The sequence below is a fragment of the Novosphingobium sp. BL-52-GroH genome (assembly GCF_044813085.1).
Taxonomy (GTDB): Bacteria; Pseudomonadota; Alphaproteobacteria; order Sphingomonadales; family Sphingomonadaceae; genus Novosphingobium.
In genome coordinates this window covers 337,223-355,877 of record NZ_CP171151.1, presented here as the reverse complement: position 1 = coordinate 355,877, position 18,655 = coordinate 337,223, and the positions used below count along the sequence as shown (strand labels likewise).

At 65.8% G+C, this 18,655-nt stretch carries 23 protein-coding genes; 14 read left to right on the top strand and 9 right to left on the bottom strand.

Annotation, left to right across the window (positions count from 1 at the left end):
- The first annotated feature begins 28 nt into the window (after positions 1-28).
- From ACFFDA_RS11770 to ACFFDA_RS11760, 3 genes are read left to right on the top strand one after another with little or no spacing between them, the layout of a single operon-like run.
- Positions 29-814 carry an SDR family NAD(P)-dependent oxidoreductase gene (locus tag ACFFDA_RS11770; RefSeq protein ID WP_404478841.1) on the top strand — a complete coding sequence of 262 codons (786 nt, stop codon included), beginning with the start codon at positions 29-31 and terminating at the stop codon, positions 812-814.
- 23 nt (positions 815-837) lie between these two features.
- A complete protein-coding gene (locus ACFFDA_RS11765; RefSeq protein ID WP_404478840.1) occupies positions 838-1,602 on the top strand; it encodes an SDR family NAD(P)-dependent oxidoreductase in 765 nt (254 codons plus the stop codon).
- A 12-nt stretch (positions 1,603-1,614) separates the two neighbouring features.
- The gene (locus ACFFDA_RS11760) at positions 1,615-2,043 is read left to right on the top strand and encodes a hypothetical protein (RefSeq protein ID WP_404478839.1); all 429 of its coding nucleotides are present in this window, start codon (positions 1,615-1,617) and stop codon (positions 2,041-2,043) included.
- 22 nt (positions 2,044-2,065) lie between these two features.
- On the opposite strand, the gene ACFFDA_RS11755 is transcribed toward ACFFDA_RS11760, so the two are convergent.
- Positions 2,066-2,269 (bottom strand): nuclear transport factor 2 family protein, encoded by a 204-nt coding sequence (locus ACFFDA_RS11755; RefSeq protein ID WP_404478838.1) that lies wholly within the window; start codon positions 2,267-2,269, stop codon positions 2,066-2,068.
- Between the two features lie 14 nt (positions 2,270-2,283).
- Here ACFFDA_RS11755 and ACFFDA_RS11750 point away from each other — a divergent pair, with 14 nt between their 5' ends.
- The 6 genes from ACFFDA_RS11750 (at position 2,284) to ACFFDA_RS11725 (ending at position 5,071) form a co-directional block, all read left to right on the top strand.
- Positions 2,284-2,577, top strand: a complete 294-nt coding sequence (locus ACFFDA_RS11750) for a hypothetical protein (protein WP_404478837.1) — start codon at positions 2,284-2,286, stop codon at positions 2,575-2,577.
- Between the two features lie 108 nt (positions 2,578-2,685).
- A complete protein-coding gene (locus ACFFDA_RS11745; protein ID WP_404478836.1) occupies positions 2,686-3,642 on the top strand; it encodes a fumarylacetoacetate hydrolase family protein in 957 nt (318 codons plus the stop codon).
- 16 nt (positions 3,643-3,658) lie between these two features.
- A complete protein-coding gene (locus tag ACFFDA_RS11740; protein ID WP_404478835.1) occupies positions 3,659-4,024 on the top strand; it encodes a VOC family protein in 366 nt (121 codons plus the stop codon).
- A gap of 87 nt (positions 4,025-4,111) precedes the next feature.
- Positions 4,112-4,633, top strand: coding sequence for a VOC family protein (locus ACFFDA_RS11735; RefSeq protein WP_404478834.1), 522 nt, complete (start codon positions 4,112-4,114; stop codon positions 4,631-4,633).
- Positions 4,634-4,645: 12 nt separating this feature from the next.
- Complete coding sequence (locus ACFFDA_RS11730; RefSeq protein ID WP_404478833.1) at positions 4,646-4,840, top strand: hypothetical protein; 195 nt, start codon at positions 4,646-4,648, stop codon at positions 4,838-4,840.
- A 15-nt stretch (positions 4,841-4,855) separates the two neighbouring features.
- Entirely contained in the window at positions 4,856-5,071 is a 216-nt protein-coding gene (locus ACFFDA_RS11725) for a hypothetical protein (protein ID WP_404478832.1), read from the top strand.
- 20 nt (positions 5,072-5,091) lie between these two features.
- Here ACFFDA_RS11725 and ACFFDA_RS11720 read toward each other — a convergent pair whose 3' ends face one another.
- On the bottom strand, positions 5,092-5,970 hold the full coding sequence (locus ACFFDA_RS11720) for an SDR family NAD(P)-dependent oxidoreductase (protein ID WP_404478831.1): 879 nt from the start codon (positions 5,968-5,970) through the stop codon (positions 5,092-5,094).
- Between the two features lie 130 nt (positions 5,971-6,100).
- Here ACFFDA_RS11720 and ACFFDA_RS11715 point away from each other — a divergent pair, with 130 nt between their 5' ends.
- Both ACFFDA_RS11715 and ACFFDA_RS11710 read left to right on the top strand, forming a co-directional pair.
- A complete protein-coding gene (locus tag ACFFDA_RS11715; protein ID WP_404478830.1) occupies positions 6,101-6,421 on the top strand; it encodes a winged helix-turn-helix transcriptional regulator in 321 nt (106 codons plus the stop codon).
- A complete protein-coding gene (locus tag ACFFDA_RS11710; RefSeq protein WP_404478829.1) occupies positions 6,421-7,581 on the top strand; it encodes a 12-oxophytodienoate reductase in 1,161 nt (386 codons plus the stop codon). Before ACFFDA_RS11715 ends, ACFFDA_RS11710 begins: the two co-directional genes overlap by 1 nt.
- Positions 7,582-7,587: 6 nt before the next feature.
- On the opposite strand, the gene ACFFDA_RS11705 is transcribed toward ACFFDA_RS11710, so the two are convergent.
- From ACFFDA_RS11705 to ACFFDA_RS11680, 6 genes are all read right to left on the bottom strand, one after another.
- Positions 7,588-8,166 carry a hypothetical protein gene (locus ACFFDA_RS11705; protein WP_404478828.1) on the bottom strand — a complete coding sequence of 193 codons (579 nt, stop codon included), beginning with the start codon at positions 8,164-8,166 and terminating at the stop codon, positions 7,588-7,590.
- 285 nt (positions 8,167-8,451) lie between these two features.
- Entirely contained in the window at positions 8,452-8,670 is a 219-nt protein-coding gene (locus ACFFDA_RS11700; RefSeq protein WP_404479251.1) for an aromatic-ring-hydroxylating dioxygenase subunit beta, read from the bottom strand.
- Positions 8,628-9,011, bottom strand: a complete 384-nt coding sequence (locus ACFFDA_RS11695; protein ID WP_404478827.1) for an aromatic-ring-hydroxylating dioxygenase subunit beta — start codon at positions 9,009-9,011, stop codon at positions 8,628-8,630. The genes ACFFDA_RS11700 and ACFFDA_RS11695 overlap by 43 nt, the downstream gene beginning before the upstream one ends.
- 23 nt (positions 9,012-9,034) lie before the next feature.
- On the bottom strand, positions 9,035-10,321 hold the full coding sequence (locus ACFFDA_RS11690; protein ID WP_404478826.1) for a Rieske 2Fe-2S domain-containing protein: 1,287 nt from the start codon (positions 10,319-10,321) through the stop codon (positions 9,035-9,037).
- A gap of 134 nt (positions 10,322-10,455) precedes the next feature.
- Positions 10,456-11,067: a carboxymuconolactone decarboxylase family protein gene (locus ACFFDA_RS11685; RefSeq protein WP_404478825.1), complete on the bottom strand. Its 612-nt coding sequence runs from the start codon at positions 11,065-11,067 to the stop codon at positions 10,456-10,458.
- Positions 11,058-11,906: a fumarylacetoacetate hydrolase family protein gene (locus ACFFDA_RS11680; RefSeq protein ID WP_404478824.1), complete on the bottom strand. Its 849-nt coding sequence runs from the start codon at positions 11,904-11,906 to the stop codon at positions 11,058-11,060. Before ACFFDA_RS11680 ends, ACFFDA_RS11685 begins: the two co-directional genes overlap by 10 nt.
- A 343-nt stretch (positions 11,907-12,249) precedes the next feature.
- On the opposite strand from ACFFDA_RS11680, the gene ACFFDA_RS11675 reads away from it, so the two are divergent.
- The 3 genes from ACFFDA_RS11675 to ACFFDA_RS11665 all read left to right on the top strand — a co-directional run bounded on the left by ACFFDA_RS11675 (position 12,250) and on the right by ACFFDA_RS11665 (position 16,619).
- Entirely contained in the window at positions 12,250-13,743 is a 1,494-nt protein-coding gene (locus ACFFDA_RS11675) for an LVIVD repeat-containing protein (RefSeq protein WP_404478823.1), read from the top strand.
- The gene (locus tag ACFFDA_RS11670; protein WP_404479250.1) at positions 13,680-15,953 is read left to right on the top strand and encodes a TonB-dependent receptor; all 2,274 of its coding nucleotides are present in this window, start codon (positions 13,680-13,682) and stop codon (positions 15,951-15,953) included. Before ACFFDA_RS11675 ends, ACFFDA_RS11670 begins: the two co-directional genes overlap by 64 nt.
- A gap of 81 nt (positions 15,954-16,034) precedes the next feature.
- Positions 16,035-16,619 (top strand): carboxymuconolactone decarboxylase family protein, encoded by a 585-nt coding sequence (locus ACFFDA_RS11665; RefSeq protein ID WP_404478822.1) that lies wholly within the window; start codon positions 16,035-16,037, stop codon positions 16,617-16,619.
- On the opposite strand, the gene ACFFDA_RS11660 is transcribed toward ACFFDA_RS11665, so the two are convergent.
- Positions 16,616-18,655 (bottom strand): molybdopterin cofactor-binding domain-containing protein, encoded by a 2,040-nt coding sequence (locus ACFFDA_RS11660; protein WP_404479249.1) that lies wholly within the window; start codon positions 18,653-18,655, stop codon positions 16,616-16,618. The two genes, ACFFDA_RS11665 and ACFFDA_RS11660, sit on opposite strands and share 4 nt — an antisense overlap.

Genomic DNA, 18,655 nt, shown 5'->3' with positions numbered 1-18,655 from the left:
CGGTGCGCACGGGGCAGGGGATCTGACCGTGCGCTTTGCCGGCAAGGTCGCGATCGTGACCGGATCGAGCCGCGGGCTGGGCCTGTCGATCGCGCGGCGCATCGTCCAGGAGGGCGGCGCGGTCCTGCTGACCGGGCGCGACGCGGCGGCGGGTGCGGAGGCGCTCGCGACACTGGGCGAGTTGCCGGGCAGGGCCGAGTTTCACGCGGCCGATCTGGCGCTGGACGGCGCGCCACAGGCACTCGTCGAACTGGCGCTGGCTGCCTTTGGCCGGGTCGACGTCCTGATCAACAACGCCGCGCCGACCGACCTGATCACAGCACGCGACCGCGCGGTCGAGACGACCGACGTCGCCGACTGGCGCGGGATCATCGAGGGGGCGTCCACGCTGGCGCTGCGCATGTGCCAGGCGGCGGTGCCGGCGCTGCGCGCGGCAGACGGCGGCGCGATCCTCAACATCTCCACCTCGGTCGCCTCGCGCGGGGTGCACGGCATGGCCGGGCATTCCGCATCGAAGGCGGCGATTGAGGCGCTGACCCGGTCGCTCGCGGTCGAGCTGGGCGGCGACGCGATCCGCGCCAATACGCTCGTGCTCGGCTTCATCGTCAGCGGCCCGCGTCAGGCGGCGGTGGCGGAATCGCCGCGCGGCGCGATCATCCGGTCGATGCAGACGCTGGCGAGGTTCGGCGATGGCGAGGATGTCGCCGCAGCGGCGGCGTTCCTGACGTCGGACGAGGCGCGTTTCATCACCGGCGCGACGCTGCACCTGGACGGTGGCACATCCAGCCGGATGCCGCTGGCGCTGACGAAGTAAGACTGACTTGAGAGGATTGCCGCATGGACGCACTGAGATCACTTGAGGGCCGCGTCGCCCTGATCACCGGCACCGGCGGCGGGCAGGGGCTGGAGGCGGCACTGCGGTTCGCGGCGGCGGGGGCGATCGTCGTTGGATGCGACCAGCGCGGCGCGGGGCACGCCGATGCCAAGGCACAGATCGAGGCGGCGGGCGGACGCGCGGACTTCTTCGACGGGGTCGACCTGGGCGACGCAAAGGGCGCAGAGGACTGGGTGGAGGCCGCCGCCGCGCTGCACGGTCGCGTCGATATCCTCTATAACAACGCCTCTGCTGCGCGGTTCGCGCCGTTCGGGCAGATGACGCTGGACGACTGGTCATTCACCATCCGCAACGAACTCGATATCCTCTTTCACGTCACGCGCCCGGCCTGGAGCTGGCTGGCCAAGCAGGGCGGCGTCGTCATCAATACCTCATCGGTCAACGGCCATGCGGCAGGCATGCCCGGCTGTGCGGCGCATGCGGCGGCCAAGGGCGGTGTGTCGGCGCTGACCCGCCAGCTGGCGCAGGAGGGGGCAGCCGTCGGCATTCGCGTGGTGGCGATCAGCCCCGGCTTCATCGCGACGCCCGGCACCGCCGAGATTGCCGACAATCCCGCATTGAGCGCGATGGTGCTGGAGCGCAGCCTGATCAAGCGGCCGGGCCGTCCCGAGGAGGTGGTCGAGCTGGCGGTGTTCCTGGCGAGCGCCGCCGCCGCCTATATCACCGGCACCGATATCGTCGTCGATGGCGGCCGGCTCGTCGGCTGAGGGGAGGGGATCATGACTGATACGCATGACTGCCATGTATGCGGCATGGCCGCAGGCCACGGCGCCGAGCTGGTCCATCGCGGCAAGGACTGGACGATCGTGGCGCTGGGCAATGTGCCCGGCGTGTTCATGCTGATGACCAATATGCATGACGGCGGGCTGGCGACGATTTCGGATTCCGCAGCAGCGACGCTCGGGCCGTTCATCCGCGACATCAGCCAGGCGATCGTGCAGGACGATGCCTTCGACTTCGTCGCGACCGCACATCTGGGGGACAATGCGCGCCACACCCATCTGATGTTCGTCGGCCGGCCGGAGGGCGACGCCAAATTGCTCGATACCGCGCCGCTGCCGGGCCGGATGGCGGGGCCGGCCGATCCGGAGCGCAAGGCGCGGATCATCGATCAGGCCCGCGGCGTTGCGATCCAGACCGGCATCTGAACTCCGTCCCGGCAGAGGCGGTTCAGGCGTGGCGTTCGATCGCGGGCTGGCCGACCGGGCCGTTCTTCGACATGCCGTATACGGTGTCGATATATTCGCGGATTTCGGTGATCAGCCCGTCGGCCAGGTCGAACGTCCAGCAATAATATTGGTCGTAATCGCCGCCATGCACCAGATCGGCGCACAGCCGCCATTCGGCCACCCCGGTTGGCTCACCGACCAGCACATGTCCGTCGTCGCATGCGGATTGACATAGGCTGCGCGGCTCAGTTCGGCGAGGAATCTGGCGAGATTGTCGCCGCCCGCGATCGTCTTGTGGACCATGCTCGGGCGGGGGAGGCGCAGGATCACGTCGTCGTGAAAGCCGGACCGGATCAGCGCTTCGTCCTGCCGCTCCATCCCGTCGAGAAAGGCGCGCATCGCGCGTTCGTTGCGGGCGAGCAGATCGGCGTCAGGCATGGCGTTTCCTCTCTTGGACGTGCTGTTCTTGCCGCCCGAAATACCGCGTCGAACGGATTAACTCAATTGCATTAATTGCCTTGACCCTGTCACGGGCGGGCGTAGAGTGTCTGCAACCATTTCGTCGGAGCGGGGCCGCCATGTCCCGCGCGATCCGGACGAAACCGAATTCGGGAGAGTGACTTGAAGCTCGTAACCATCGACACCTATTCCGACGGGCATCCCGGTGTCCTGATCGACGGCGAAGTGCTGGATCTGGTCGCCGCCGCCAAGATCGTGCCGGGTGCGCGATTGCTGCCGTCGGGCTGGCGCGCAATCCTGTCGGCGGAGGATGAAGGGCTGGGGCTCGCCCGCCGCGTGGCCGATCGCGTCGGCGGCGCGGATGGCGACCGGCTGCGGGAAATCGGGGCGCTGCGCCCTGCCTCCGAGGTCAAGCTGCGCGCGCCGATCCCGTGGCCCGGCCTGATGCTGTCGTGCGGCACCAACTATCGCGCACACCTGCGCGAATTCGACGCGGAACTGCCGACGCGGCCGGGCGCGTTCATCAAATATAGCGGCGCGGTGATCGGCCCGGAAACGCCGATCCAGATCCCGCGCGCGCACCCCGACTGGGTCGATTACGAGGGCGAGTTCTGCTTCGTCTTCGGCCGCCATTGCCATGAGGTGAGCGAGGCGCAGGCGATGGACTATGTCCTCGGCTATACGCTGACCAACGATGTGTCCGCGCGCGACTGGGCGATGGATATCGGCAAGGCGAAGAACACGACCGAAGCCAATCAGGCGGTGATGTCGAATACGCTGGGCAAGTCGTTCCCGACCTTTGCGCCGCTGGGGCCGACAATCGTCACCACCGACGAGATGACCGATCCGCATGCGGTGAAGTTCTCCACGATCGTCGACGGCAACGAGATGCAGCATGGCGACACCAGCGACTTCATCTTCTCGATCCCTTGGCTGATCGCGCATTATTCGCGGCAGTTCCAGTTCCGGCCGGGCGATGTCGTGACCACCGGGTCGCCCCCGGGCGTGGGGCTGGCGCGCAAGCCGCCGGTCTTGCTGCGCGACGGCACCGTCGTCGAAATCCGCAACGACCTGATCGGATCGCTGCGCAACCCTGTCGTCGCAAGTGCGGCCGGCTGATCACTGGAGAGCTGACATGGATATTCTGGGACTGGGCTATCTCGGGCTGTCGAGCTCTTCGGTCGATGCATGGCGCGACTATGCACAGGGCGTGCTGGGCATGGAGATCGCCGAGCCGCGCGACGGCTATGACCCCGAAACGCTGTATCTGCGCATGGACGACCGTGAGCATCGCATCGCGATCCGCCCGGCGGAGCAGGACGATATCGAATATATCGGCTGGGAAGCGAAGGACCGCACCGCCTATCGCGAAGTGCTGGCACGGCTGACCGAGCGCGGCGTTCCGTTCGAGCCGGGCAGCGCCGACCTGGCGAAGCTGCGCGGCGTGCGCGAGCTTGCGCAATTCAAGGATCCGGCGGGCTATCAGCACGAGATTTTCTAGGGGCAGCGCTGGCACCCCGATTCCTTCACCAGCCCGCGGCGCGGGCACAAGGGGTTTGCGGCGGGAACGGACGGGCTGGGCCATGTCGTGCTCATCTCGCCGGTGCCGATCGTCGAGATCGACGAGTTCTTCATGGGAATTCTGGGGTTCGAATGGTTCGGCTACGGCTTTGGCGGTATGGGAATGACGTTCCTGCGCACCCCGATGAACCGCCGCAGCCATTCGATCGCCTATGCCCATATGCCAGGGCACAAGGGGTTGCAGCATCTGGGGCTGGCGTTCAACGCGCTCGACGATATCGGCATCACGCAGGACCGCGTGTTCGAGCGCGAGCTGAAGATGCAGATGACGCTGGGCGGCCACACCAACGATCCGGTGATTTCCTTCTACCACTTCACGCCAGGCCAGATCCCAGTCGAGTGCCTGTGGGAAGAGCAACCCTGGATCGACTATAATGTCGGGTTCGAGGTCAATCCGACCACGCTGTCGACCTGGGGGCACAAGGTGGTGGGGCCGATGGTCGGCGCGACCGTGCGTCCGGTCAACGCCACGGCCACGGCGCCCGCGCCGGCCGTCCGCGAGGTCAAGGACGGAAAGGTCGCAGCCTGAAGGGACGCGCGCATGTATCACAGCCTGGAAGACCCCGAATTCGTCGGCGACGACAATCCGCTGTTCCGGCAGTTTCGTGCGCATGGTGCCTCGACCGGATGCCGGGTGGCGGTCACTTCGCTTTCGCGCGACGGATCGGCGGACCCGGAGTCCGGCGCGATCCTGTGGGTGACCTTCCCCCCGGGCTTCATCGTCACCCGACACTGACACGATACCCGGCGGGTGGAGATCATCATCAAGGGTTCGATGACCGTGGACGGGCGTGAATTCGGCCCCGGGGACGTGATGATCTCCTATCCCAACGAATGGTACGGACCCTATCATATAGGGCCGGAGGGCGCGATCACCGCCGAGATTGGCGGCCGTCTGAAGGATCTGCCGCCGATTACCGAGGGCGATGACGACCTGTTCGCCCAGGCACGCGCGGCCAACGCATGAAGGCGCGGCCGGCGCGGCCTTCAGGACAGTTCGACGCCGTGCTCGGCAGCGATGCGGGTGGTGATCTCCCACAGGCGTGCCGCCTTTGCGGGGTCGAGCGCGATCGACTCGGGTGCGAATTTGGCGGGATTGCGCAGGATCGAACCCGACGGCGCTTCGGGCACCGCGGCGGCCAGCAGGCGCACCGCATTCGCCGCCGCAACCTCAGGCCGCGCGCCGAACTTGCCCATCAGTCGCATGATCACCGGCATGCGCGGATCGGCCATTGCTTTGGTCTTCGTCGAATTGACACAGGCTGCACCGACCCAGACCGGCGCGGGGCCGAACAGCGCCGCCGCCTGTTGCAGGTGCAGGAAACCGAGCAGATGCGTACCCAGCACCGATTTGAAGAACGACCATTTGCGACGCTCGAATTGCAGGTCGTCGAGGTCGGGCATGAACATGTTCGGCACGTTGCCCGCGATATGGACGATGCGACCGTCGCCCGACGCCGCCAGCGCGGGGGCGAGGCGGCGGTTGAGCACGGCGCGCGCCATATATTGCAGCGCGAACGCAAACTCGAGCCCGTCAGGCGTCATCTGCTTGCCGTTGAACGCGGCCATCGCGGTGTGGAGGATGCCGTGCAATTCGGGGCGCCATGCCAGCACCGCATCCGCCGCCGCGCTCATGCCGGCGAGGGTGGACAGGTCGGCCGCGATGAACTCGGCGCTGCTCGCACCCGCGCGGCGCATTTCGGCCGCCGCTGCCTCTCCATCCGCCTTGCCGCGCGCGACGATGGCGATGTTCGCGCCGTCCGCAGCGAGCGCGACCGCGGCGGCGCGGCCGATCCCGGCAGAGCCGCCGAAAAACACGAAATTGGCGTCCTGCAACGAACGTTTTGGCCATGTTCTGCTTGTCATACCCGCTCCCGGTTGCGCTTGTCCGCGAAGCTGATAACAAGCAGTCAGAAACTCGCAAGCAGGATGGATTAATGCCTGTTAGCACTAAAGATGTGACTATTGGGGGATACGGGTCGAGGATCCGCAGCGGATGCATGACGAGATTCGTCATGCACTCGCGTTGCTCGCCGGCAAATGGAAGCTGGAAATCCTCTGGCACCTGTATCTGCGCACCCATCGTTTCGGCGAGTTGAAGCGTGCGGTGGATGGCATCAGCCAGCATATGTTGACTAACTGCCTGCGCGAGCTGGACCGGGACGGGCTGGTGGCGCGCGCGGTGTTTGCCGAAGTGCCGCCGCGCGTCGAATATTCGCTCACCGAACGCTCGCAAAGCATGCAGCCGGTGATCGACGCGCTGGTGCGCTGGGCCGTCGCACATCGCACCGCCGAAGCCGACGCCGAGGGGCAGTGATGAGCGATTGTCCCCCCGCGCTTGCGCCGCTGTTCGCGCCGTTCGATCTGGCGGGCCTGCACCTGCCCAATCGCTTTGTGATGGCGCCGATGACGCGCCGGTTCGCGCCCGACGGCGTTCCCGGCGCGGACGTCGTTGGCTATTACCGGCGCCGGTCCGAGGCGGGCGTAAGCCTGATCGTGACCGAGGGGATCGGGGTCGACCATCCCGCCGCACTGGGTTCGGGCGGGCTGCACGAGACCGGCATTTCGCATATCCACGGCGATGCGGCGATCGCCGGGCGGCGTGCCGTGGTCGACGCCGTCCACGGCGCTGGCGGGCGGATCATTCCCCAGCTGTGGCATATGGGCCCGATCCGGGCGCCGGGCACGGGGCCGGTGCCGTCTGCGCCGAGCATGCGCCCGTCCGGCCATTGGGGACCGCGCGAGAAATCCACGCTGCCGCCCGCCTATCTCGACGCGGTCGAGGCACCGATCGCGCCGATGCGCGAAGCGGATATCGCCGATGTCATCGCCGGCTATGCCCGGTCGGCGGCGAATGCCCGCGCCGTCGGCTTTGATGGGATCGCGCTGCACGGCGCACATGGCTATCTGCTCGACAGCTTCCTGTGGGATGCCACCAACCACCGGACCGACCGCTGGGGTGGCGAGCCTGCGCAACGGGCGCAGTTCGTGGCTGCGGTGATCGCCGCGATCCGCGCCGAGATCGGTCCGGGCATGCCGATCATCTATCGCTGGTCGCAGTGGAAGCTGGACGATTATGACGCCATGCTGGCTACGTCTCCCCGCGAGCTCGAAGCGTCGCTGCGGCCGCTGCTGGATGCCGGAGTCGATTGTTTCGACAGCAGCACGCGGGTGTGGCACCGTCCGGCCTTTGCCGGCTCCCCGGTGTCGCTGGCGGGGTGGGTCAAGAAGCTGACCGGCGCGGCGTCGATGGCGGTGGGCAGCGTCGGGCTGAGCAAGGATCTGCAAAGCGGCTATTCGGACGCGCCGGTGGCGGTCGACAATCTGGCCGATGTGGCCGCGCGGATCGCGGCGGACGAGTTCGACCTGATCGGCGTGGGGCGTTCGCTGCTGGTCGATCCCGACTGGGTGGGGAAGGCGCGGCGGGGCGAGCCGTTCGCGCCATTTTCCCAGGCGGCATATGCGACGCTGACCTGACAGCGATCAGGGGGCGCGGCGAAACGCGATCTCGACGAACTTGCGCCAGCTCTTGCCCTCGTCGGCTGAGACGTCGATCGCTTCGAGCCAGCCATCCTTGCCCTGCGCGGTCACCATGAAGCGCAGCAGGCCGACCGGGGAGGGCATTGTCCACTCGACATGGCCCGGTCCCACGATCCGCCCCTCGCCGCGCATCTGGGCGCCATTGGCGAAGGAGGTGAGGATCAGCTTGCCGGCACGATCGTCGAAGCTGAGGATACCGTAATTCTGCATCGCGGGCGCATCGGCCAGCGTCGCGCCGGGGGCGTAGGACGACCCTGCAAAGGCCAGCAATTCGCCATCCATCAGCGGCGTGACGACGTCCTTGCTGAGAGAGGTCACCTTGCTACCGTTGGGCCGAAAGGCCGTGGTGGCGCCGACCCAGGTGCCGTGCAGGAAGGCAAGCTGCTGCATCGCTGCACACTGCGCGGCGACGTCGGGACCCTGTCCTGCCGGGGCGGGGGCTTTCTGTGCCGACGCCGGCATGGCCGTCAGGAACAGCGCCGCAGCCGCTGCGCCGGCGAGCAGTTGGTTGAGGCTCTTCATCGACAATCCTCGTCTTATTTGCCCGCGAACAGCGCGATCGTCTCGGGTACGGTCGGAATGTGTGCGTAGAAGCCGCCATCGACCGGAAGGACGTGTCCGGTGACCATCCGTGCTGCGTCGGACGCCAGGAACACGCGAGAGCACCCGCGCGGTCGTGCAGCCGATCCCGTCAATCGCCCCGGCGCCGCTGACAAGCGCGCGCTTGCCCTCCAGCGGGCGTACATAATCGGTCAATTCCATGCTCCTGTTTCGTTCGGCGCCGACCCGTGAGGCCGGCGGGGTCTGTCAGAGGAAAATCGCCAGGTTGGACATGCCGATCACCGTCTGGTCGAGGATGATCTCGCGCCGGGCGATCTGCCATTTCCCTTCGCCCGACCGGCGCAGCAGGTCGCGGCGCTCGCCCGAAATCTCGCGATAGACCGGATCGTCATAGCGGCTGCGCTTGATCAGGATGTAGCTGGTCACCGCGAACTCGTCGTCGCGCGCGGTTTCGCGGACGAGGATATTGGTGACGAGCCGCCGCGTGCGCGACGGTAATTCTCCGCCCAGGCGCTGCGCGTCGACAGCCGCCCGAGCCGCCCCATCATCGAGCGATAGGTGTCGTCGAAATGCCCCCCGCTTCGAACGATGTCGTCATTGCGCGACGGGCCGGTGCGGGTGATGCGCAGAGGCGCGGTGTAGCGCAGATCCTGCGCCAGCATCGCCGCCCAGCCATCGAAATCGCGATGGTCGAGCAACAGGGCTTCCTCGTACAGGAACTGGGTGACCTCGTTGTACAGCGGTGCGCCGACGGGGATGAACGCCCCTTCGGTCTCGTCGAGCGCGGTGATTGCGGCGGTGGCCATCAAACCTCTCCTAAATCAATCGACTATGCGGTCATCAGGTCGCGATAGGCGAGCCACCAGTTCCACTGGGTGTCGTCCTTGCTGAACCCTTCATAGACGCGGCCGCCGCCGGGCCAGTTATCCGGCTTCTTCTCGCCGCCGATCGCCTGGTACTTCATCGTGCTCTGGCGGCCCATGAAGCTGCGTGCGTTGGCCTGCATCTGCGGCCAGGTGTCCGAATCGTCCTGTTCGATCGTGCCGCTGGTGCCGGTCTGCTGGATCGAGTTGGCGAGCATGTCGCGCTTCATTTCCGGCGTCGCATCGGCTTCGGCGAAGATGTAGTTGACGAATTCAAGCTGGTCGACGCCGCGCGGGTTATAGGTGTGCAGGGTCAGCGCGCCGGGATAGCCGCCATCGTCGCGCGGGGCGTAGATGAAGGCGATCAGCACGTTCGGGAACATGCCGCCGACCAGTGGCGGCTGGGTCGCCATCAGGCGCACCTGGTCGGGCGTCATCTTGGCGCGCAGTTCGGGAAGCAGTTCGCGCTGCATGCCCGGCGGCGGCAGATCCTCCAGCCGCTCGTCGGTACTCATCCCGCTGATGTCGGTACGGCCGCGCATGAACGTATAGGTCACCTCGGCCGGGATGCAGCGCAGCGCATGGCCATGCTCGTCACCGACATCGACGGCGTACATGGCGGGCGCGATCGCATAGATCGCTTCCGCCGCATCGCCGCCAAGGCCCGCGCCGCCGATCACGCCGGTCTCCATCAGCGAGCGGTGCAGCGTCAGCGTGTGGAAGCCGTCCGCCGCCGATTGCTCGCCCGCCGTCTTCCAGTTGGCATCGACCACGAAGCGCTGGGGCGGACACAGGAGTTCCAGCCCCTTTTCAGTGCGATCGAACAGCATGTCATAGTAAAACTTCATGTCGCCAAGGAATTCGTCGAACGAAGGTCCGTCGATATTCCATGTCGCGAAGATCATGCCGGCGTAAAGATGAACTCGCGCCTTCTTCAGGCCGAGCTCCGACTTGTCCATCATCGTCCCGTGCATATTCTCCTTTTCGATCGGAGAACCGATGAAACTGCCGTCCGGCCGGAACGCCCAGCCATGATAGATACAGCGATGCGTGGGCGCGTTGCCCGCCTCCGCCGTGCATACGCGCATGCCGCGATGCGGGCAGACATTGAGCGAAACATGCACCGCACCGGCCGCGTCGCGCGCGACGATGACCTGATCCTCACCCATATGGCGCAGGATGAAATCGCGCGGGTTGGGGATTTCGCTGATATGGCCCAGCATGAGCCAGGTTTTTCCGAAAACCCGTTCCATTTCAATCTGATGCACTTCGGGATCGTGCAGTAGGCGCAGCGACACCTCATGCCGGTTGACGTTGATGAGATCGTCGAACGAAGTGCCGTCCTGGAGGCGCAGCGACGTGCGTCGATGCGCACCACGTCTGTCTTCTAACTCCGGGCCGGCGCTGAACCGTCCCGTGCATCGAGTGATGCGATGACGTTGCGGCCTTCCGCCGCCTCCGCCGCGAGGTCGAGCGATTCGGTCACCCGGACCAGCATCATGTAGAAACCGATGGCGACTATTGCTTCGATTGTCTCACGTTCGTCAAGAAATTCGCGAAGCGTATCAAATTTATTACTAGGAACATTTGGCTGACTAATGAGCGTTTCCGCGAATTTTAAAAGCGCACGGTCGCGTTCCGAGAAGATGCTTTCGAAGTCGGAACGGGCGATCGCCGCAATTTCCGCGTCGGTGATGCCGCAATCGTGGGCGATTTCGACATGCTGGGCCCATTCATATCGCCCGCCCTCGATCGCGAACACCGCCAGCAGCATCAGCTCGCGGCTGCGCGGGTCGAGCTTCTGTTCGCGGAGGATCGCAGCGCCCAGCTTCATGACCGGAATGACGTTGCCCTCGGCATGGGCGAGCATGCGAAAGATGGTCATGTGGCCGACCGGGGAGGCCAGCGCCTTTGCGGCGGCGCCGCGGGCCGCGGACGGATCGAGCGGCTGGATGCGCGGCGATGGGACCGGCCGGTGTGACGACATGTTCAAGTCCATTCTTGCGGGAATTTGCGCACGATGTTGCGCTGCCTCCCGATCCCTTCGATCACGGCCTCGATCCGGTCGCCGTCCTGCAGAAACCGCCCACTGGCCTGGCCCACGCCGGTCGGCGTCCCGGTGAACAGGATGTCGCCCGGGCGCATCGTCGTGCGCGTGTTCACGAAGGCGAGCAGGCGCGGTACGTCGAACGTCATCTCGCTGGAGCGGCCATCCTGCCGTCCCTCGCCGTTGACCGACAGCGTCATGCGCAGATCGGGCGAGGCATCGGCGAATTCGTCGCGCGTCACGATCCACGGCCCCACCGGCGTGGTGGCGTCCAGCCCTTTGCCGCCCAGGAAATCCATGCCGATGCCAGGCGTCCCCTTCTGGAGATCGCGGGCCGACACATCGTTGCCGATGGTATAGCCAAGTATTGCGCCAGCCGCGTCCGGCGTGTCGGCGAGCGGCCTACCGACGACCGCGACCAGCTCTACCTCATAGTCGAGCTGTCCCGTCACTGGGGGATAACGGATCGGATCGTTCGGGCCGGTGATCGCCTCATAGGGCTTGAGGAAGGCGACCGGCGGCGTATCGACGTCCAGTCCGAACTCGGCGACATGCTTGCGGTAATTGGCGCCGGCGATGACGACCTTGTTCTCGCGCTCGATCGGCGCGAGCAATGTCGCTTCGTCCAGCGGGAGTTCCTCGCCCGTCGATGCCGGGGGCTCGCTGAAGCGACTCGCAACCAGGCGGGGCGCCCAGCTTGCGATCGGTCCGGCGACAAGGCGAACCTCACCTGCGTCCCCGACAAGACCCCAGCAGGGGGTTCCGTTATTGAGTACTCGACACAGTTTCATTCGAATTTCCTGTCCAGAAGCTTTGCCCGGTAATCATATTACGCCATCGCGAGCCCCTTTATAACCTTCGTGCGGGCGACGGGAAGGTATTTTGATTGTGTAACGATATTCGGATATCGGAAGAAACATCTTGAGCTTGCCTAGAGGGTTCAGTAGGTTTGGCGGGTCAGGTCAAGTGCACCTGACGATGAGCGGGCAACAGAACCGGCGCGGGAGAGATGCAGTGAATTATCGGTGGCGAATTCCGGCCGCGCTAGCGGGCACGCTGGCTGTACTCCAGGCGCCAGCCGCCGCGACGGCGCATGATCCGGAGCCATCTGCGGCGGCGCAGGAAATCGACATCATGGCCCAGCAGCCCGGGGTAAAGCCGATTGCCCTCGAAAAGCGATCCTACATCAAGGATATGAGGGTGCTGGGGCATTTCTTCGCCGACAGCGACCGTTTCGGCAAGTTCCAGATGATGAGCGTGGGGAACAAGCGCTATCTGTTTCAGGCCTATACCACCCATGGCGAGGGGGGCGCCATCACGCGCGGAGCCGTAATCGACGTATCCAATCCGCTCAAGCCGGTGCTGCTCAACGGCAATGCCTGGCAGGAGGGGCGCTATCCCGGCATGTTTCAGATCCAGGTCGCCTATCACCAGGCATCCGGAAAGTGGCTGCTGGTCGCGGGAAGCACGCATTACCGGCCCGGTACGCCCGGCTTTCGCGGCATCATCGTCTATGACCTGACCGATCCGGCGAAACCGAGGCAGATTTCGCGCTGGAGCGTGGACGGCGGCGATCCCGCGCGGGCGGTACAGCAGGGGTCGGGAACGCACCGGTTTTTCTACGATGGCGGGCGCTATGCCTATCTGTCGACCGCGCCCGACGATAGCTATCACTTTCCCGAACTCAACGGGCGCAAGAAGATTTCCTTCGGCTATTCCTGGGGCCTCCAAGTCGTCGATCTGCTCGATCCAGCCAAGCCTAAACTGGCGACCAACTGGTCGTTTCCCGGCCAGCGTCATGCCGATGCGGAGGGACGCAAGAGCTGGCCGTTCCTGAGCGATCCTCTGTCGATGCCGTTCCAGCACGGTCCGGTCTATATGCCGGTGCGCGCCGAGAATGGCGGACGCTATGGCTATGGCGCATGGGGATCATTCGGCATGGTCATCCAAGACCTGAGCGATATGGCCAATCCGCGCGTCGTATCGACCTGGCGGCCGACGCCGTCGGATGGCCCGATGATCGCGGTGCACACGGTGGACGTCGCTCGGCTCGATCGCGGGTTCGTGATCACCAATCCCGAATCGATCCTGCCGCAATGCCGCGAGGCGCAGGTGCCGATCTCGATCGTCGATGTGCGCAATCCGGCAAAGCCCACCCTGATCGCCAATCTGCCCCAGCCGGTGCCGCCGAAATCGGCGCCCTACAAAAGCTATTGTGAGCGCTATGGCCGGTCCGGACCGCATAATCCCCCGCACCTCAAGGCGCCGGGCCGGGCGGATCCGAATTTCACCTGCTACGCCTATTTCGCCGCCGGGCTGCAATGCTATTCGCTGCGCGATCCGAGGCGCCCCGCGATCGTGAGCTATTTCGTGCCGTCACAAGGGACGGACGATGCGGTGCCCGAACCGGCGCCGGGCGCCGCGGGCGAATGGACCCGCACCGTCGACAATGTCTTCATCGAATGGGACCGCAGGCTGATCTGGGTCGCCACCGATTCCGGCATCTATCTGCTGTCGGCAACGCAGCTCGGTACGCCGGTTACCCGGCCGATGCCCGTCACGCGATGGGTGATGCCGGACAGCAACCAGGGCTCAACGGGCCAGCGCCCCGCCACGCAGGGCAGTTGAGAAGAGTGAACGACGCGAATTTTCGCGCATCTCTAGGGAGGGGAAAGAGGATGAAGTATCTGATCTATCGTGGCGTATCGGTTGCGGCACTCGCAGCGGCACTGCCGGTACAAGTCGCTTGGGCGCAGGAGCCAGCGCCCGCGCCAGCCGCAGCGCAGGATGCCACATCGGACGACGACATCATCGTGACCGCGCAGCGCCGCTCGGAGCGGCTGCAGGATGTGCCGATCGCCATCTCCGCCGTTTCGGGCGAGAGCCTGCAGGAGCGCGGCGTTTCTAATTTGCAGGACTTCACGGCGACGATCCCGAGCGTAAACGTTCAGCAGCGCCGCTCGTCCGGCGTGGTGACGGTGCGCGGGATCGGGTTCGAGATCGCGACGGCGGGTGCCGATCCGGGCGTGGCGGTGCATGCCGACGGCGTCTATGTCTCGCGCCCGGCCGCAGCGATCGCGAACTTCTATGATCTCGAACGGATCGAGGTGGCGCGCGGACCGCAGGGCACGCTGTACGGCCGCAACGCGACTGGCGGCGCGGTCAACCTGATCACGCGCGCGCCGAGCGATACGCCCAGCGGCTATATCGACGCGACCTATGGCAATTTCAACGCGTTGACCGTGGAAGGGGCGCTGGGCGGCCCGATCGCGGAGGGGATTTCCGCGCGCATCGCGTTCCGCACCGACGACCATGACGGCTATGGCACCAACCTCGCCAACGGCAACGACGTCAACGATCTGAATACACGCGCGGTGCGTGCCCGGATCCGGATCGAGCCGTCGGCGAGCCTGCGCATCGACCTGAGCGCGGATTATTTCCGCCAGAAGGACAGCTTCTTCACGCCCCACTTCGAAGGGCCCTATGTGCCCACCACGGTGGTGCTGGGCGCAAGTGCGCCGGACAAGCAGGACGTCAATCTGGATCAGGATACGATCAACCGGCGGACCTTCTGGGGCGTGTCGGCCAATGTCGAGCTGGATCTGAGCGACGAGATCATGCTGCGCTCTATCACCGGATATCGAAACCACGACTATTACTGGTACAATGACGGCGACGGCACCAACCTATATGTCGCGCGCGTCGGGCGCAATGAGGATGGCCATACCTGGTCGCAGGAACTGCAGATGGTCGGCACGCTGGCCAGCTTCAACTGGGTATTGGGCGGCTATTATTTCTTCGAGCACAACTACGCCAACGGCTTTGGCTCGATCCCGTCGATCAACCTGTTCAACAACGATCAGGTCGGCATTTTGGAGACGAATTCCTACGCCGTATTCGGGCAGGCGACCTACAACATCACCGACGCCCTGGGGATCACCGTCGGCGGCCGCTACACCACGGAAAAGAAGCGGTTGCTGTTCGAGGCGACCGGCACGCTGCCCAATCGTGTGCCGCGCAACGACGCGGTTGCCGGCCCTTCAACGGCGAAGTTCAATTCGTTCACGCCGAAGGTGAGCATCGACTACAAGGTCGCCCCGGACATCCTGATCTATGCCAGTGTGCAGCGCGGGTTCAAGAGCGGCGGCTATGCGGTCGGCGCAAAGACCCCAGCCTTCCGTCCGGAAACGATCTGGAGCTATGAAGCCGGTATCAAGGCGACCTGGCTCAACGGTGCGCTGCGGACCAACATCTCGGCATTCCACTATGACTACACCGACCTGCAGGTCGGCTTCATTCAGGGGCTGGTGTCGGTCGTGACCAATGCTGCCAGCGCCAAGGTGGACGGGCTGGAGGCGGAAATCACGATCCGTCCGACGCGCCAGTTCACGATCGAGGCGAACGGATCGCTGCTCGACGCGACCTATTCGCAGTATAACACCACCGATCCCAACCGGCGCGCCCTGGGTGTGCTCGACCTGTCGGGCAACCGGCTGGCACAGGCCGCGAAACATTCCGGGTTCATCGCGGCGAGCTACGAGATTCCGGCGTTCGACGGAGGCATCACGCTGCGCGGCGAATATACCTTCTCCGGCCCGGTGTTCTTCGATGCGTTCAATCAGCCGCAGTTCAGCGGCAAGGGCTATGACCTGATGAACGCCTTCATCACCTATCGCACGGCGGACGAGAAGTGGAGCGTCTCCGGCTTTGTCCGCAATCTGGAGGATGATCACGTTGCGGTCGGCGGCTCGGTGGGTAGCGGCCTGCAGGGCGCGCCGATCCAGATGAGCTACGTGCCGCCGCGCACCTATGGCGTGCGGGTCGGCTACAAGTTCTGATGCGAGGGGGCCGGGAACGGGTCGACCGATTCCGGCCCCCGCGACCAATTGACGGAGGACGCAATGCCAAGACTGGGTGCGGTGAGCGTCGACGACGCGGACGAGCATGGCCGCCGTCTGATCCTGCATGCGCGGGACAATGGCGCCCCGGACGAGCGGATCGTCGCCATCTATGCGCAGAGCAAGGTTGGCAGGGCGTTTTTCGACCTGTGGAACCTGGCGATGGGGCCGACCGACCTGCCGCTGCGGCTAAAGGAACTGGTGCGGCTGCAAATGTCGGTCAGCCATGAATGCGGCTATTGCACCAGCGTCCGGTCGAAAGCGGCAGCGGCCGAGGGCGTCACCGAGGAGCTGATCGCCGAGATGCTCGATTTCGAGCATAGCGATCATTTCAGCGATGCTGAGCGCTGTGCCTTGTGGTTCGCCAAACTCTACAAATTTCATCCCGACCGGCTGCGCGACGACGCGGTGTGGGACGCGCTGCACGCGCAGTTCAGCGATGCGCAGATTGTCGAGCTGGGCGTGCTGCTGACGCTGATGAACGGCGGCAGCGACTTCGCCAAATCGCTCGACCTCGTGTCATGGAGCGAGGTGTGCGAACTCAACCCGCATCTGGCCCGAGTGATGAAGCGGATCGCCGTGCGTGAGGCGGCGACCGGAACCTAATCCCACGCCGCGCGCATGATGCGCTCGCGCGTGATCGGCAGATCGCGGATGCGCAGGCCAAGCGCGCGGGCGACCGCGTTGCCGACGGCGGCGCTGGCCGGCCCCTGCACGATTTCCCCCGCGCCAAGCGGCGCATCGCCGGACTCGATCAACTCGATCTCCAGCCGGGGCACCTCCGCGAAGCGGAGGATCGGATAGTCCTTCCACGACCGCGCCTCGACGCCGTGCGCACCGAGCGGGGCGGCTTCGTGCAGCAGCCAGCTGATCGACTGGAGGATGCCGCCCTCGATCTGGTTGCGGACCCCATCGGGGCTGGCGGCGAAACCGACATCGGCGGCGCACCAGATGCGCCGGACTTCGACCGTCTCGCCGATCGCGACTTCAGCGACGATCGCGGCATAGCCACTCGTATTCTTGTAGCGCGCGCCCGCCAGCGCGCGCGCCGAGCCGTCCGGAGCGGGACCGGTCCGCGCGCTCATAGCGGCGGCGGCCTCCAGCACGCGACGGCCGCGCGGATCGGCGAGGTGGTCGAGGCGGAAGGCGAGGGGGTCGACGCCTGCCTGCTCTGCCAGCTCGTCCATCATCGATTCGATCGCAAAGATATTGGCATGCGCGCCCAGCGCCCGCAGCGAGGAGGTGCGCACGGGATAGTCACCGACGAAATGCTCGATCACGCGCTGGTCGGGCAGGTCGTACCAGGCCACCGAGTTGCGATTGCCGCCGCCACCGAACGCCAGCGGAATCTCGCTCGCGACCCCCAACGGGACCGGATCGGCGAGCATCGTCGCCGACAGCAGATTGGCCTGCCCACCGACGCCCGGCCGGCGTGCATGCGGCGCGGTCCACAGCTCCAGCGTCCAGTCGGCGATCCGCCCTTCGTCGGACAGGCTGGCGTCGATCCGCACCCGCATCGGCGGCCCGACCGGCGACCATGCCAGCTCCTCCTCGCGCGACCATTGGACGCGCACCGGGCAGCCCCCGGCGTGGCGCGCGACCAGCGCGGCATCCAGCGCGACGTCATCGGCGCCATTATGGCCATAGCAGCCTGATCCGGGCGCATGGGTGACGCAAATCGTCGCCGGTTCCAGCGCAAGCACCTGCGCGATGGCATCGCGCAGCGCGAAGATATTCTGGCTGTGGCTCCAGATTTCTAGCCGTTCGTCCCGGAACCAGGCGATTGCGCAGGAAGGGGCGATCGAGCCGTGCGCGATGGCCGGGCGGGTGTAGGTCGCGCTATGGCGTTGCAGGCTGTTACGCAGCGAAGCTTCGATCTCGCCGGGCGGCGTTTCCGGGCCGAGGCGGTCGATTGGGTCGAAGGCGGGAACGGGCGCGGGCAGGTGCCATTGCGCCTCATCGCGCAATCGCTCGGTCGCGCGCACGATGGCCGCCTCGCTCGCGCCAAACACGGCGAGGAAGCTGCCGTCGACGACGATCTCGACATCGGGATGGCGCGCGCGGAACCCCGCAATGTCGACCGTGACCAGCGACGCGCCATGCTGCGGCGGGCGGACGATGCGGGCGTGGAGCATGTCCGCTGGCTCGATATCGTGGATGAACGCGGCGCCGGTGACGCGGGGCAGCAGGTCGCGGCGCGGGCTGTCGCTGGCAGGTGCGACGAGATCGAGCGGCGCCTCGGCATCCAGCGGAATCGCGGCGAGGCGATCCGCGAACGCCCAGTAATCCAGCCCGGTATCGCCCCCTGCCAGCTGGAAGTGACCATCCTCCACGGTCAGCACATCCGGCACGGCGTCGAGTTCCGCTGCGGCGGCGGCAAGCAGCACGCGGCGCGCCTGACTGCACGCACGGGCGATGGCGACGCCGCTGGTCTGCACCGACAGGCTGCCGGAGGTATGCCCCTCATTGGGGGAATCGACGGTGCGGGTCGGCGCCACCTCGATCCGGTCCGGCGACAGGTCGAGCGCGGCTGCGGCGAGGCCGATGATCGCGGCATGGATGCCTTGGCCCAGCTCGACCTTGCCGGTCCGCACGACCACGCGTCCGGCGTCGAACAACACCAGATCGTCCAGCATCCGCAT